Origin of the sequence: Pseudomonas sp. Yb2C2 (genome assembly GCF_052112325.1) — a bacterium.
In the GTDB taxonomy this organism is placed as follows: domain Bacteria; phylum Pseudomonadota; class Gammaproteobacteria; order Pseudomonadales; family Pseudomonadaceae; genus Aquipseudomonas; species Aquipseudomonas marginalis.
On record NZ_JAVAJK010000003.1, the window covers coordinates 404,371 to 419,422 of the forward strand.

General features: G+C 62.8%; 13 protein-coding genes. 5 read left to right on the forward strand and 8 right to left on the reverse strand.

Going from position 1 to position 15,052, the window contains the following annotated elements:
• Positions 1-11: 11 nt before the first annotated feature.
• Together Q8X51_RS06185 and nac are read right to left on the reverse strand one after the other, a co-directional pair.
• Positions 12-425: an acetyl-CoA carboxylase biotin carboxyl carrier protein gene (locus Q8X51_RS06185; protein WP_315872208.1), complete on the reverse strand. Its 414-nt coding sequence runs from the start codon at positions 423-425 to the stop codon at positions 12-14.
• A gap of 114 nt (positions 426-539) precedes the next feature.
• A complete protein-coding gene (nac, locus tag Q8X51_RS06190) occupies positions 540-1,445 on the reverse strand; it encodes a nitrogen assimilation transcriptional regulator NAC (protein WP_150675591.1) in 906 nt (301 codons plus the stop codon).
• A gap of 379 nt (positions 1,446-1,824) precedes the next feature.
• Here nac and Q8X51_RS06195 point away from each other — a divergent pair, with 379 nt between their 5' ends.
• From Q8X51_RS06195 to Q8X51_RS06210, 4 genes are all read left to right on the forward strand, one after another.
• Positions 1,825-3,033: an aspartate transaminase gene (locus Q8X51_RS06195; protein WP_330214853.1), complete on the forward strand. Its 1,209-nt coding sequence runs from the start codon at positions 1,825-1,827 to the stop codon at positions 3,031-3,033.
• 9 nt (positions 3,034-3,042) lie between these two features.
• The gene (locus tag Q8X51_RS06200) at positions 3,043-4,593 is read left to right on the forward strand and encodes an MFS transporter (protein ID WP_407694356.1); all 1,551 of its coding nucleotides are present in this window, start codon (positions 3,043-3,045) and stop codon (positions 4,591-4,593) included.
• Positions 4,594-4,656: 63 nt separating this feature from the next.
• Positions 4,657-5,988 carry an OprD family porin gene (locus tag Q8X51_RS06205; RefSeq protein WP_407694357.1) on the forward strand — a complete coding sequence of 444 codons (1,332 nt, stop codon included), beginning with the start codon at positions 4,657-4,659 and terminating at the stop codon, positions 5,986-5,988.
• A gap of 245 nt (positions 5,989-6,233) precedes the next feature.
• Complete coding sequence (locus Q8X51_RS06210) at positions 6,234-7,058, forward strand: 5'-nucleotidase, lipoprotein e(P4) family (protein ID WP_065926971.1); 825 nt, start codon at positions 6,234-6,236, stop codon at positions 7,056-7,058.
• A gap of 7 nt (positions 7,059-7,065) precedes the next feature.
• Here the strand turns inward: Q8X51_RS06210 and Q8X51_RS06215 are convergent, their stop codons facing one another.
• From Q8X51_RS06215 to gabT, 6 genes are all read right to left on the reverse strand, one after another.
• Positions 7,066-8,406, reverse strand: a complete 1,341-nt coding sequence (locus Q8X51_RS06215; RefSeq protein ID WP_407694401.1) for an OprD family porin — start codon at positions 8,404-8,406, stop codon at positions 7,066-7,068.
• Positions 8,407-8,475: 69 nt separating this feature from the next.
• The gene (locus Q8X51_RS06220) at positions 8,476-9,681 is read right to left on the reverse strand and encodes a DUF1624 domain-containing protein (RefSeq protein WP_407694358.1); all 1,206 of its coding nucleotides are present in this window, start codon (positions 9,679-9,681) and stop codon (positions 8,476-8,478) included.
• Positions 9,682-9,709: 28 nt separating this feature from the next.
• The gene (locus Q8X51_RS06225; RefSeq protein ID WP_242001079.1) at positions 9,710-10,480 is read right to left on the reverse strand and encodes a DUF4198 domain-containing protein; all 771 of its coding nucleotides are present in this window, start codon (positions 10,478-10,480) and stop codon (positions 9,710-9,712) included.
• 654 nt (positions 10,481-11,134) lie between these two features.
• Complete coding sequence (locus tag Q8X51_RS06230) at positions 11,135-11,623, reverse strand: Lrp/AsnC family transcriptional regulator (protein ID WP_010449292.1); 489 nt, start codon at positions 11,621-11,623, stop codon at positions 11,135-11,137.
• Positions 11,624-11,668: 45 nt separating this feature from the next.
• Entirely contained in the window at positions 11,669-12,313 is a 645-nt protein-coding gene (locus tag Q8X51_RS06235) for a 2-haloalkanoic acid dehalogenase (protein ID WP_065926967.1), read from the reverse strand.
• A gap of 48 nt (positions 12,314-12,361) precedes the next feature.
• Positions 12,362-13,654 (reverse strand): 4-aminobutyrate--2-oxoglutarate transaminase, encoded by a 1,293-nt coding sequence (gabT, locus tag Q8X51_RS06240; RefSeq protein ID WP_141606817.1) that lies wholly within the window; start codon positions 13,652-13,654, stop codon positions 12,362-12,364.
• Positions 13,655-13,848: 194 nt separating this feature from the next.
• Here gabT and Q8X51_RS06245 point away from each other — a divergent pair, with 194 nt between their 5' ends.
• Positions 13,849-14,775 (forward strand): 2-hydroxyacid dehydrogenase, encoded by a 927-nt coding sequence (locus Q8X51_RS06245; RefSeq protein ID WP_065947943.1) that lies wholly within the window; start codon positions 13,849-13,851, stop codon positions 14,773-14,775.
• Positions 14,776-15,052: the final 277 nt, after the last annotated feature.

The window sequence follows — 15,052 nt, forward strand, 5'->3', positions numbered from 1 at the left end:
ACGCGTGGGGGTCAATCGAGCCGGAACAAGGCTTGGCCCGCTTCGACTTCGACGCCGGCCTGGGCAAGAATCTCAACCAACTTGCCGGCAACCTTGGCCTTGACCGGGTGGAACATCTTCATCGCCTCGATCACCGCCACCGTCTGGCCGGCCTCGATGGCTTGGCCCACGGTGACAAACGGCGCCTCACCGACGGCGGGCGTCAGGTGCAAGACGCCATAGAGGCTGGCCTTGATCTCCACGGCGGCGCTGGCCACGGCGGTGGCGGGTGTTGGAGCTGAAGTCACGGTCGGTGCGGCGCTGGTGATCACCTGACCTGCCTGCTTGAACAGCCGCAGCGTGCTGTCGCCTTCGGTCAGGCTCAGTTCCAGCAGATCGGATTCGGCCAGCAAATCCATCAACCCCTTGATACGTGCTGAATCCATGTATGGCCCCTGCCTGTCGAGCGTGTCTTGAGTGGATGGGCCCAATCTACCGAGCCCCTCGAAAAGCGGCCAAGACGCTTTGGCTTTGGGGTGATAAGCCGACCTTATGACCGCTCAAATCAGGCTGCCACGCATCTTCGCCACCAGCTCCAGCAGGATCGCCTTGACCGCCTGGGCCGGCACCGACAACGGCAAATGCCCCGACAGGCACAGCGCCAGCGGCGCCTCCACCTCGGGTTCGACGATGCGGCACATGTGCACCGAAGTGGCCGCCACCATCACCCGCGCCGACGACTCCGGCAGGATGGTCGAGCCGAAATGGTCGGCCACGGCGGCGGTCAGCGTGGTCGAGGATTCAATTTCGGCCACCACCCGCGCACTCAGGCCAATGCGCAGGAAGGCTTCGTCCACCAGCCGGCGCATGACGTTGTAGGGACGCGGCAGCAGCATGTCCATGTCGGCCAGTTCGGCCAGGGGCACTTCTTCACGCGTGGCAATCGCCGGGTCGGCACTCACCAGGTACAGCGGCTCGCGCAACAGCGAGACAAAACTCAGGCCATGCACCTCGCGCCCGCCATACAGCACGGCCATGTCCATGCGGCCGTTCATGATCAGCTCGCTCAAGGTGGTACCGAAGTTTTCATTGAGGTACAGCAGGATGCCAGGGTGGCGCTCACGCACGGTGCGCAGCAGCGGCAATGACAACGCCGACGCCGCAGTGCCCGGCGCCAGCCCCACCGACACCTGCCCGGACAACGCCTGGCCGGTGGCATTGATATCGCTCTGGGCCTGCTCGCACTGACGCAAAATAATCTGCGCATGGGCATACAACACCTTGCCCGCCTCAGTCGGCGTGACGCCGCGCTTGGTGCGAATCAACAGCTGCTGTTGCAGCTCGGCTTCCAGGGTTGCCAGTTGTTGGCTCAACGCCGGTTGCGCCACATGCAGTACATCGGCGGCCTGGGTCATGCTGCCGATGTCGACCAGTTTCACGAAATACTTCAGGCGGCGCAGGTTCAAAATGGCGATGCTCATGTAATGGACAAGTGATGCCTTAAATGTGGGAGGGGGCTTGCTCCCGATGAGGCAGTGTCAGTTGATGCATCTGTGACTGACATACTGCTATCGGGAGCAAGCCCCCTCCCACATTTGGTTTTGCGTACACCTGGCAGGTTTGCAAAAGACAGGCCATCCGTATAACCAGCCATAAGGCTTTGCTATGGCTGTCCCTGATCTCCGATCCAAAGCACCCGCCCGGAGCAGCCAGGACTGGAGGCACCACAACAGTGCAACCCCAGCCATAAGCACTGCCTATCAAACCAGAACGAACTCATCTTATGGCGCCCTTCCCCGCGCCTCGTACTGTGGCCCCTGTCAACGCCATCAACGAGGAACGCCCGTGACTGCCTCCCGCATCGCCGCCCGTGTGCAACGCATCAAACCATCGCCCAGCAGCGCCGCGTCCGACCGCGCCAACGAGCTGCGTCGCCAGGGCCAGTCCATCATCAACCTGGTGGTGGGCGAGCCGGATTTCGATACGCCACCTAACATTCGCCAGGCCGCCAGTGCCGCCATCGAGCGCGGTGAAACCCGCTACACCCAGAACGCCGGTACCCCGGAGCTGCGCCAGGCCATCGTCGACAAGCTGGCACGGGAAAACGCCCTGATCTACACCGCCCAGCAAGTGCTGGTGACCAGCGGCGCCAAAAGTGCGATCTTCAACGCCTTCGCCGCCACCCTCGGCGCCGGCGATGAGGTGCTGATCCCGGCGCCATACTGGGTGTCGTACCCGGACATGGTGTTGGCCTGCGAAGGCGAGCCTGTGACCCTCGCCTGCCCGGAACACAACGGCTTCAAGCTGACCCCAGGCCAGCTGCGCGCGGCGATCACCCCGCGTACCCGCTGGCTGCTGCTCAACTCCCCCAGCAACCCCACCGGCGCCAGCTACAGCCACAGCGAATTGCGCGCCCTGGCCGATGTGCTGCTGGACTATCCGCATGTGCTGCTGATGACCGATGACATCTACGAGCACATCCGTTTCGACGGCCTGGACAACCCGCATATCCTCGCCATCGAGCCGGCCTTGAGCGAGCGCAGCCTGGTGGTCAACGGCGTGTCCAAGACCTACGCCATGACCGGCTGGCGCATCGGTTACGCCGCAGGCCCCGCCGACCTGATCGGCGCCATGGCCACCCTGCAATCGCAGTCCACCAGCAATGCCTGCTCGATCAGCCAGGCGGCGGCGGTGGAAGCGCTCAACGGCGACCAGAGCTTCGTCAAGCAAAGCGTGTTGGTCTACCAGCAACGCCGCGACCGCTGCCTGGAGCTGCTCAATGCCATTCCCGGCCTCAGTTGCCGCAAGCCCGATGGTGCGTTCTACCTGTATGTGAATTGCGCTGGCCTGCTGGGTAAAACCACGCCCGAGGACAAGGTGCTGCACACCGACAGCGACGTCGTGATGTACCTGCTGGAAAGCCAGGGCGTGGCGGTGGTGGCCGGCACGGCGTATGGCCTGGCGCCGTTTTTCCGTATGTCGATCGCCACCGCGATCGCTACTCTCGACCAGGGCTGTGCACGCATCGCCACCGCCGTCACCGCGTTGCGCTGAGGGCCGACCATGACCGTGGCAGCCCACCCGCCCTTGAGTTTCCAGCAAGCCTTGCTGGCCATGCTCGGCATCTCCCTGGTGCTGATGCTCTCGGCACTCGACCAGACGGTGATCGGCAACGCCTTGCCAAGCATCGTCGCCGAACTCGATGGCTTTGAACTCTACGCGTGGGTGGCCACCGGTTACCTGTTGGCGTCCATCGTCACCATTCCGATTTTCGGGAGGCTGGGGGATTACTACGGGCGCAAGCCGTTCGTGCTCGCCGCCACGTTGATTTTCACCCTGGCCTCCCTGGCCTGCGCCGTGGCCGATGACATGCGGGTGCTGGTGATCGGCCGCGCCTTGCAAGGCGTGGGCGGCGGCATGCTGATCGGCACCGCGTTCGCCTGCATTCCCGAACTGTTTCCCGATACCCGTCAACGCCTGCGCTGGCAAATGCTCTTGAGTGCGCTGTTCAGCGTGGTCAATGCCATCGGCCCGGGCCTGGGGGGTTACCTGACCGGCGCCTTTGGCTGGCGCTCGGTGTTCTACCTCAACCTGCCCCTGGGGTGCCTGGCGCTGTTGATCGCCTGGCGCTTCCTGCCCTGGTACCGCCCGCAGCAGCGCAGCGGCATTCGCCTGGACTGGCCCGGCGCGCTGCTGATCGCCACAGCCCTGGGCAGCCTGCAATTGTTTGTGGAATGGCTGGGGCATTCGAGCCTGGCGTTGAGCGCCGCCCTGGGCCTGGGCTGTATTGCCGCGATCATCGCGCTGTGGCACTGGGAGCGGCGTTGCCCGCATGCGCTGTTGCCGGCGGCGTTATTCAGCTTGCCGAGCCTGCGATTGTTGTTCGTGCTGTCGGTGGCGGCCGGCGCGATCATGTTTTCGCTGTTGTTCTACCTGCCGCTGTTGCTGCAAGGCGCCTACGGCTACTCGCCCCAGGACGCCGGCCTGCTGATCACGCCGCTGGCGTTGAGCATCACCTTGGGGGCCATCGTCAACAGCCGCATCGTGACCCGTTTGCGCAACCCCAACCATTTGCCGCTGGCGGGCTTTGTCGCGCTGCTGCTGGCGTGCCTGGGCCTGGCCGTGGTCGGGCGCGGGGCCGCGTTCAACCTGTTGCTCGGTTTGATCCTGCTGGCCGGCCTGGGGCTGGGATTTATCCTGCTCAACCTCACGGTCTTCACCCAGACCCTGGCCGAACGGCAGTTCCTGGGGATTGCCACGGCACTGACCCAGTCCCTGCGCCTGGTCGGCGGGCTGCTCGGCACCGCGGGCATGGGGGTGCTGGTCAACCTGCTGTACAGCGCCAATGTGCAGCGGGTGTTTCTCGCCGCGAATCACGCCGAGGGCATTGCCGTGTACGCCGATCCGCAAACGCTGTTGCATGCCAGCCTCGACGCCTCGCCGTGGCTGAACCTGGCCCGGGATGCCCTGGCGCAGTCCGTTGGCGTAGGCCTGTTGCTGTGCGCCGGGATCGGCGTGCTGGCGCTGTTCATCCTGTACCGCTTGCCGCCGGTGCGACTGCATGTCGTGCCGGCCACCGTCGCTCCTGAAAAACCTGCTCCTGAAAACAAATAGAAAACCTTCACTGCCGCTTTTGACTGCCCTCAAAAAAACCAAACACACATGGGGATGACACCGATGGAGCTTTTCAATCGCGCACCGACAGTACTCGCCGGCCTTTGTGGCCTGCTGATCGCCCAACAGGGCTACGCCGCCGGCCTGGTGGAAGACAGCAAGCTCAACGTGCTGGCCCGCAACTTCTTCAGTAACGCCGACAACCGCAGCGGCGCGGCCGACCCCAACTACACCCAGGAATGGGGCCAGGGCTTTATCGCCAACTTCGAGTCGGGTTTCACCCAGGGCACGGTGGGCTTCGGCATCGACGCCATCGGTATGTTCGGTGTGCGCCTGGACTCCGGCAAGGGCCGTCACTACAACCCGCAAAGCACCGCATTCAACGGCAACGTGTTCCCCACCGATCACGATGGTCGCGCGGTGGACGAGTTCGGCAGCCTGGGCCTGACCGCCAAGGCACGCTTTGCCCGGACCGAGCTGAAATACGGGACCCTGGTGCCCATGCTGCCGGTGGTGATGTCCACCGACCGCATGCTGCAACAGACCTTCAACGGCGGGCAGGTACAGTCCAAGGACCTGGACCATTTCACCTTCACCCTCGGCCAGTTGGAACACGTGAAAGGCCGTGGTTCGAGCAACCAGATGGGCATGTCGATCCCGGGCGCCAACAACGCGGTCAGCGGTGAGTTCGTCAACAAGTTCTACTACGGCGGGGTCGACTACAAACCCACCAAAGACCTGACATTGCAGTACTACTACGGCAACCTGCAGGACTTCTATAAGCAGAACTTCCTGGGCCTCAAGTACGACTGGCAGATCGGCCCGGGCACCCTGCGCACCGACCTGCGCCACTTCGACAACCGCTCCGACGGTGCCAACGGCAACGACCCGGCGTTCTACACCTTCGGCTACTACGGCGACGGCGTGACCAAGGGCAAGGTCGACAGCCGCCTGAGCAGCGCCCTGTTCAGCTACCTGGTCAACGGCCATACGATTGCCGCCGGCCTGCAACAGGTCAGCGGCGACAGCGATGCGGTGTGGCTGAACCAGGGTGACGGTTCCACGGCCTACTTCATGACCGAGTCGATGATCGGCAAATTCCAGCGCGCCGGGGAAACCACCTGGCAGGTGCGTTACGGCTATGACTTCGCCACGGTCGGCGTGCCAGGCCTGAGCTTTATGGGCATGTACGAAAGTGGCTCGAACATCCGCACGCCAACGGGTGACAATAGCGAGTGGGAACGCAACCTGACCGTGAGCTATGTGTTCCAGCAAGGCCCGCTGAAGAACCTGAGCATCGCCTTGCGCCATGCCTCATTGCGCACCGAAGTGACCACCCAGCGTGACAGCGATGAGCATCGGGTGATCATCAGTTACCCGTTGAGCATCTTGTAAGCCGATCAAATGTGGGAGGGGGCCTGCCCCCTCCCACAGTTTGACTGGCGTTATGGCTGGCTGATGTGTTCCAGGGTGTAGCGCAGCGATGCCGGCAACATCGAGCTGGCGATGAGGCCGATGCTAGATGATAAGTTTCACAATCACGTCAATTTCGCATCCGGCAAAAGTTTCGCAATGTGGTGAATCCACGCCGGATTAGGCTAAGGTGCCGCCCACGCGCCCTTTCCCTGCGAGACCTCTGCATGCGACCCCTGATCTTCGCCAGCCTGTGCCTGCTGGCAGGCTGCCAACAAACGCCGCCGGCCAACGACCAGCTCGACGCCGTACTCTGGACCCAGACCTCCATCGAACACGAGTTGATCTATCGCCAGGTCTTCGCCCATGCCACCCGCCAGCTCGACGTGGCGCTGGCCGATCCCAGCTGGGACGCGCTGCCCTTCCCGCCCCGCAACCTGAGCGGCCTGCCGCCGGCGGTGGTGGTGGATATTGACGAAACCCTGCTGGACAACGTGCCGCTCAATGCCCGCGACGTCATCAATAACCAAGTGTATGGCTACGACCGCTGGAACACCTGGGTCGACCAGGCCAAGGCCCAGGCCCTCCCCGGTGCCGTGGCGTTCCTGCAAGCGGCGCAACAAAAAGGCATCACGGTTTACTACCTGACCAACCGCGAGCACAGCCAGGTCGCGGCCACGGTGGCCAACCTGCGCCTGCGCGGTTTTCCGGTGGAGAGCCATCAACAGGTGCTCGCCGCCAGCACGCCTACCGGGCACTGCGAAAGCGCCGGCTACGGCAAGAACTGCCGCCGCCAATGGGTCGCCAGCCATGCTCGCGTGCTATTGATGGCCGGTGATTCCCTGGGGGATTTCGTCCAGGCCGAACGCAACACCCTCGAGGCCCAGCGCAAGGCCGTCGAACCCTATGTGAACTGGCTCGGGCAGCGCTGGTTTTTGCTGCCCAACCCGACTTACGGCAACTGGTACAGCGCGCCCTATGGGGACGATGAAAAGCTGCCGTTCGCGCAGAAACGCCAGCTCAAGCAGCAGGCGTTGCAGTTGCAGGAGTAACGCCGGCCTAGTGCAAGCGCCCGCCCAACGGGTACTCGACCGCCAGGCGGATCTGGTTGGCATCCAGCTCCGCCTGGGCCGCATTGCCCCGGTGCACGGCATGGCGCAGGGTAAAGGCGAGATTTTTCGCGGCCCCGGACTGCACCACGTAGCGTGCTTGCAGGTCGCGTTCCCAGTGTTTGCCCCCATCACCGTAGCCGAGCCATTGGTAGCCACCGCCAGGATCCATGTGGCGGCCGTCGATGCCACTGCCGCGGACATACAACGCCGCCAGGCTCAGGCCGGGCATGCCATGGGCCGCCAGGTCCAGGTCATAGCGCGCCTGCCACGAGGCCTCCCGTGGGGCGTTGAAGTCGGACAACGCCACGGCGTTGCTCAGGTAAATCGCCCCGCGCGTCACGTAGTCGAACGGCGTGTCGCCACTGACTTTCTGATACCCCACGCCCACACTGTGGGCACCGAACCGATAGGTCGAGAGCAGGCTCCATGTGGTGTTATCGATGCGCCCCGACAACGCCTTGCCAGTGTCCTGGGTGCGATACAGGTTCAGGTCAACGGTCAGTGCCTGGCCGGGAAACAGCGGCCGGGTGTAGACCGCCCCCAGGTAATGCTGGCGCCAGGTGTCTTCATAGACAGCACTGAACACGCTGGCGCTCAGCCCCTTGATTGCCGTATTGCGCACGCCCACCAAGTCAAAGCGGTCGCCTTGCCTGCCGTTGGAATAGTTGACGACAAACCCTCGGTCATGGCTGCTGGCGTTGCGGTCGGTGCTCTCATTGAAGTGCCCCGCGAACAGGGTGGTGGCCGGCAACTCGCGGCTGGTCAACCACCATCCCGTCGCGGTTTCGGGCAGCAAGCGGCTGTCGGACGAGGCAAACACCGGGGTTTTCACCCGCTGCTCGCCGTAGCGCAATTCGGTTGAGGAAAAACGCAGTTTGGCAACCGCACCACCGCGGCTGAACTGCTCCTTGGGGTGGCCGTCATTGTCCACCGCCAATAGCCGTGCCTTCCCGGCGCGCCCACCGCCACTGTCCAGTTGCCAGGCGGAATAAACGTGCGCATCCAGGCCAAAACCCAGGGTACCGGTGGTGAAACCCGAGGCGTAGTCAGCCATCAGGCCATAGGCCCATTCTTCCGCCAGGTCGCTGCGCTGGGATCGCGGTTTGTAGGCGTTGCGTGCGCCGTTGCTGAGGGCGCCATGCTGGTAGTCGCGGCGGTCGTAGACACTGCGGTTGAGCAGGTTCCACTGGCTGTCCTCGATAAAGCCTTTGGCGGTGTCTTGTTCGGCGGCGAAGGCGAGCAGGCTCTGCCCTCCCAATGCCAATAGCAGGGTGCGGGTCGATAGCATCTTCACGGTTTGACTCCAGAACGTGTCAGGCAAAGGTGTTCCGCAGGACGCAGAACACCGTTGGTTCCGTCAGAGGTATTTGAGAATCGCGATGTCGCGACGACGCTGTTTGAGGTCGGCGAACCAGCGTGTCGGGAAGAACAGCAACACCCCGAGTATCACGCTCCACAACCACACCATCGGCAGGTCGTCAAAACCGTAGTAGGTGCCTTGGTTGGCGCCCCAGATCGCCAGCGCGACCAGGTACATGGCCTTGAGCACGTACAGGTGCAGCAAGTAGAAAAACATCGGCGCCCCACCGTAGATCGCCAGGGTCGCAGTGGCCCAGCGGGCCTGCCACTTCTCGAACAGCGCCAACAGCAGCAGCGACAGGCCCAGGGTGGGCATCAGGAACATCAGCGACGGCGGGTATTTCTTCGCGCTCATGAAGCTCATGAAGGTGCGCAGCGCATCACCGGTCTGCACCCAGGGTTTCTCGCCATACACATTGAGGTAGCGGATAAACACGAACGCGACCAGCAGGCCTGCACCCAGCTTGACCAGGCGCGAGATACGCTCCGCCGACGGCATTGCCTTGCCAAACCACGGGCCGATGCCCCAGCCCAGCAGGATCACACCGATCCACGGCAATATCGGATACGTCGTGCGGGCGCGGGTGAATTCGGTAATGTCGATAAACACCCGCTGATGCAGGATCGACCAGGGCACGAAGAACGGCGACTCCGGCCCGACGCTCACACCGTCGAGCAGGTTATGCCCGGCGACAATCGCCACCCCCAGCACGATCAGCCAGGCGCGTTTGAGGTGCAGCAAACCGGCGAGCACGATCATGCACAGGCCGATACACCAGATCACTTGCAGCCACAACGTCTTGGGTGGGAATTCGGCATTCCAGGCAAAGCACACGAAGGTGATTTCCAGGAACACCAGGAACAGCCCGCGCTTGAGCAAAAACACCGAGGTTTCGCGGGCGCTGTGTTTCTGGCTGTAGAGCCAGGCCGACAAGCCCGTCAGGAAGATAAACGCCGGGGCGCAGATCTCGCTGAGCATACGGGTGAAATACAGGTCCGGGGTGACACTCAAGGCGTCGATCGGGTCGGTGACCTGCCGGTGCAGCAAGAAGGTTTCGCGCACATGGTCGATGAGCATCAACAGCATCACAAAACCACGCAGCGCATCGATAGCCAGCATGCGCGTGGCCGCCGTGACGTTCGTGCGGGCAAGCGTCGGCGCAACAGTGCCCGCCTGACCGGCCAATCCTGAAGAAAGGGTCATATCAATCACTCATGAAGGAGGCAATGAATCAGGCTGACTTTTTCAGCCTGGCGACTTCCGATGCCGGCAGTTGCGACGGCGCGCGAGGTAACGCCGCCTGGCCTTGCTGGCGGTGGAACGACAACGTCGAACTGAAGCGTTTGACGTCAAACCGCTCGGGCTTGCCCGCCGGATCAAGACGCTCCCCAGGGCTGTTGTCCTGGTACTCGACGGCCACCACGTAAGTGCCCTGCCAGGGCAGCTCGAAGCTGACGTTGCCGGCGGCATCGCTGCGCTGCTTGAAGACTTCACCGGAGGCGGTTTCCAGCACGACCTCCTGGCCCGTCAGCGGCTTGCCCGCGTAGAACACCCGGAACTGCGCACGGCCCGCCTCGGCAACGCCGGTGGGGACGATATCCAGGGTCAGCTCCGGGCTACGGGCCCGCAGGTCACCGACCCAACGCGTGGCCGGGGTCCAGGCGGCTTTCAAGGTCTTGGCGCCTTCATGCACATCGAACATCGGATAGTGCAGGTCTTGCGCCAGCAGCGAATCCTCTTGCCCGGGCTGCTCCGCCAGCAGGAACGCCTGGCGCTGCAGGCTCAGCTGCAGCGGTGCCGACCGGTCGGCCATCGACCAGGCCCGCAGCTGCCTGAACCGGTCCATGCCCCCCGGGGTCACCTCCAGAACATTCTTGTCATACTCCCCGTAGTACAAGGCCAATGGCTGGCCGGGAAGTTGTTCGTACCAAATCTGATGCGCCTCGCTGGCGGTCGCCAGCATGAACGCCCCATAACCCAACAGTGCTTTTGCGTTGCTCATTCGCATTTTTTTCGCTCCGATTGGTGGTGTTCAACCCAAGGCTGTCGCGGCTGGAAAACACCGCACAACCCTGCGCTCCCTCACTCTGCGAGCATTACAGCGCAGGCCCTTTTGCGTTTTTCGCCGAATTGCACCCACGGATCGGTGCAGACCACTGTTTAAGGGCCCGAAAAAGTGTTTTATGCGGGTTGCGTCGAGATAAGGCGTTTAGCCAAGACTACGAGGGGGAGTGTCCAATTGAGGTGCAAAAGCAGTGCTTACTTTTGCGCTGTTCAAAAGTGAGCCGCCGTAAGGGCGGAACCCATAGCGGCCGTGACCGCAGCAACGGATATGTACCCGGTCCAATCCAAAAAAATGGTCGGCCCAGAGGCCGCCATCGAGGCATAGGTATCTACACAACTCTTAAAGGCTGACACATAACTCTGTGGTGAGCGGGCTTGCCCCGCGCTGGGCTGCGAAGCGGCCCCAATAAGGTCACCGAAGAGTGCCAGAATCAATCGAGGTGAAGGTTTTGGGGCTGCTTCGCAGCCCAGCGCGGGGCAAGCCCGCTCACCACAGAAGCCTAATTGCCATAGATTCCGTATTCACTGGAAGTTGTGTAGATACCCATGGCCATCGAGGGCAAGCCCCCTCCCACCGGAAAGCGAGCGTGTGTCAGTGCCGCAGCAACTTGCGCAACGGCACACCATCCTTGAGCACCGGTGACTTGATCACGATGTAGCTGAAGTACTTGGAGATGCCAATGTTCTTATCCAACAGGCTCTCGACCACTTCCTGGTAGTGCTGGATGCTGCGAGTCATGAAACGCACCAGATAGTCGTAGCCACCGCTGATCAGGTGACACTCAAGTACCTCGTCCACCAGGCGGATATTCGATTCGAACTTGGCGAAGTCTTCGCGTTTATGGTCGCTGAGGGTGATCTCGGTAAACACCGTCACCGAGTCGGTGATCTTGGCCAGGTTCAAGTGCGCCTTGTAGCTGGAAATATACCCGGCCGATTCCAACCGCTTGACCCGTTGCAGGCAGGGGCTGGCGGACAGGCCCACGGCATCGGCGAGGCTGACATTGGTCATCCGCCCGTCTTTTTGCAGTTCAACCAGAATACTGATGTCGATCCGGTCCAGCTTGACTTGCCCTTCCATCACGTACCTCTTGACTGCCGTTTGTAAGACAATCTTCTAGCAAAATCAGCGCCGTAAAGACAGCTGATGCTGCGCCACCAGATCCGCCATGCTGTTGATGCAGTACTCCGCCGCACAAGGCGAAGGCTGCCGTGCCCGGTGGCGGCCGATCAAACAGCGGTCCAGCGCCCCGTGTGCGCCGACCGCCGGTCGCGTCACATGCAGCACCGGTTGCAGCTGCGCGCCTCGGTCCGTGAGCCATTGCGGGTCTTCGGCGAGGGAAATGAAATCTTCCGGTGCAATCCCCAATCGCTCGCACAACACCCCGCGGTCCTCGGCATCACGGTCGCCACGCACCAGCAAACGGTAGAACTTGCGCAGGTACAGCATGGCCCCCGGCGCATCCTCGAACAACGACCAATTGCCCGCCGAACGCGCAAAGCTCATGCCCTCCTCCCAACTGGCGTGCAGCCCCCAACTTTCGGCCAGTTGGCGATGGGCAAAACACAACACGCCACTGAAGCCCAGCTCGGCGAAACGCGGGTAGAGCCTGGCAACCTGCGTGTTGAATTCTGCCAGCACCTGATCCTTGGCCGGCTGCCCGCCACGGCTGTCGAGCAGCGGCTGCAACGCCGCCCACACCCCTGAATCGCGATCCACCAGCACTTCATCGCAATCGATCAGCAACGCTCGATAATCTGTCAGTCCCATGTGGGGTCAAGCCTCCAATGCCGCAGTTGGCCCGTAGCGGGCACAGCCTCAGTTCAAGACCCGTGCCAAGGCGCCGTCGAGGATTTCCAGCGCTTCGTCGACCTGGGCTTCGCTGGTCACCAGCGGCGCGAGGAAGCGCAGCACATTGCGATGTACCCCGCACTTGATCACCAGCAAACCACCGGCCCGGGCTGCATCGATCAGGCGTTGGTTGAGGTCGGCATCCGGGGTGCGGGCCGGGTCATCCTTGATCAACTCCATCGCCAACATAAAGCCGGTGCCGCGCACATCGCCGATGCGCGAGCAGCGCGCCTGCAAATCGAGCAACCCCTGGCGCAGGCGCTCGCCCAGTACTTGGCTGCGCGCCAGCAACTGCTCCTGCTCGAAGGCATCGATCACCGCCAACGCCGCCGCACAGGCCAGCGCATTACCACCGTAGGTGCCGCCCAGCCCGCCGGGCAGCGGTGCATCCATGATGTGCGCCTTGCCGACCACGCCGGACAACGGCAAGCCGCCGGCCAGGCTCTTGGCCACGGTAACCAGGTCGGGCTGGATGCCCGCGTGCTGGAAACCGAACCAGGTGCCGGTGCGACCGAAGCCGGTCTGGATCTCGTCGAGGATCAACACGATGCCATGCTTGTCGGCCAACGCTCGCAGCGCCTGGAGAAACTCAGGGGGCGCAGTGAGGAAACCGCCGTCGCCCTGCACCGGTTCGATGATGATCGCAGCCACCCGCTCCGGCGCTACCTGGGTCGCCAGCAACTCATCCAGGGCCTTGAGCGCGATGTCACTGGTCACGCCGCGATAAGCGTTCGGGTAAGGGGTATGGAACACCTCCGGCGCAAACGGCCCGAAGTTCTGCTTGTAGGGCTGGCTCATGCCGGTGAGCGTGGTGCCCAGCAATGTGCGCCCGTGGAAACCGCCACGGAAGGCGATGACCGCCGAGCGATTGGTATGGGCGCGGGCGATCTTCACCGCATTTTCCACCGCCTCGGCGCCGGAGGTGAAAAACGCCGCTTTATAGGCTTCCTGGCCGCCGATCATTTCACACAGGCGCTGGGCCAGGTCGAGGTAAGGCTGGTAGGCCACCACCTGGAAGCAGGCATGGGAAACCTTCTGCAACTGGGCCTGCACGGCGGCGACCACCTTGGGGTGGTTATGGCCGATGTTGAGCACGCCGATACCGCCGACGAAGTCCAGGTAACGCTTGCCATCCACGTCCCACAATTCGGCGCCCTGGGCGCGGTCGATCACCAGCGGGTGCGCGGTCACCAGGCCACGGGGCACGAACTGCTCGCGCTGACGGAGCAAATGAGGGGTTTCGTCGACTTTGCTATTCATGGCATTTCCCATCGTGAGTCCGGCAACCGGAAGGTGGTTGCGATGCAGTCCAGAGTACGGCCTGTGGGCAACCAACTACGCCGAACTTGCCCCGTGAGAAATTCGGATCAACTGTTTTCGCCCCGCGTTTCAACAGATCCTGCGCCGGGCTTTGGGCGATGATGATGCTTCCGTTTATCCAGCAGGAAATGCCCATGGCCTTGCTCTACAAAGCTGACCCGGTGCGCGGCCGACACTGGCAGGCACTGTTCGCCCAACACGCGCCGGATATCGAGTGGCGCACCTGGCCCGACCTCGGCAACCCCGCCGAGGTCGACTACCTGGCCGCCTGGCAGGCACCGGAAGATCTGGCCCGCGTGCTGCCCAACCTGAAGGTGTTGTTCGCCTTGTCGGCCGGTGTCGATCAGTTGGACCTTGATCGCCTGCCTGCGGGCCTGCCGGTGGTGCGCCTGCTGGACCCGGGCATCACCCGCGGCATGTGCGAGTACGCCAGTTGGGCGGTGCTGAGTCTGCACCGCGACATGCTGCGCTATCGCCAGCAGCAGGTGGCGCGCTGTTGGCAGGCGCACCTGTTGCAGCCGGCTGCGAACCGGCGTGTGGGCGTGATGGGGTTGGGTGCCCAGGCCCAGCAGATCCTGGCGACCTTGGCACCCCTGGGCTTTGCCCTGTCCGGCTGGGCGCGCAGTGCGCACCAGGTGCCGGGGGTGGAGTGTTATGCGGGGGAAGCGCAACTCCCGGCGTTTCTTAGCCAGTGCGATATTTTGCTGTGCGTGTTGCCGTTGACGGAGCAGACCCAGGGGATCCTGGACCGGCGCTTGTTTGCGCAACTGCCACGGGGGGCGGGGTTGGTGAATATGGGCCGTGGGGGGCACCTGGTTGAAGAGGATTTGCTCGAGGCGCTGGAGAGTGGGCAGTTGAGTGGGGCGGTGCTGGATGTGCTGCGGGAAGAGCCGGCGGCACCGGAGCATCCGTTCTGGGGGCATCCGCAGGTGTTGTTGACGCCGCATATTGCGGCGATGACGCAGCCGGAGAGTGCGTTTGGGGTGTTGTTGGAGAATATTCGGCGATTTGAGCGGGGGGAGGAGATGGTGGGTGAGGTGGATCGGTTGCGGGGGTATTGAGTACCTATTCGGTTCCAAGGCAGTCGGTTCCAAGGCCGCAAGAGCAGGCCAAGGTTTACCTGATGTATGCAGATCAAATTGTGGGAGGGGGCTTGCTCCCGATGGCGGTGGGTCAGTACCAGATGCATCCACTGACACCGCCTCATCGGGAGCAAGCCCCCTCCCACATTTTTAACCCAGTACATCAGGCAGAACGCCGGTCGGCTATAAGGCCGCCGCGCTTTGATCAATTCGTCTCAGTCAACCGCGTCGCAATTGCCAATCCCACATCCTGAGT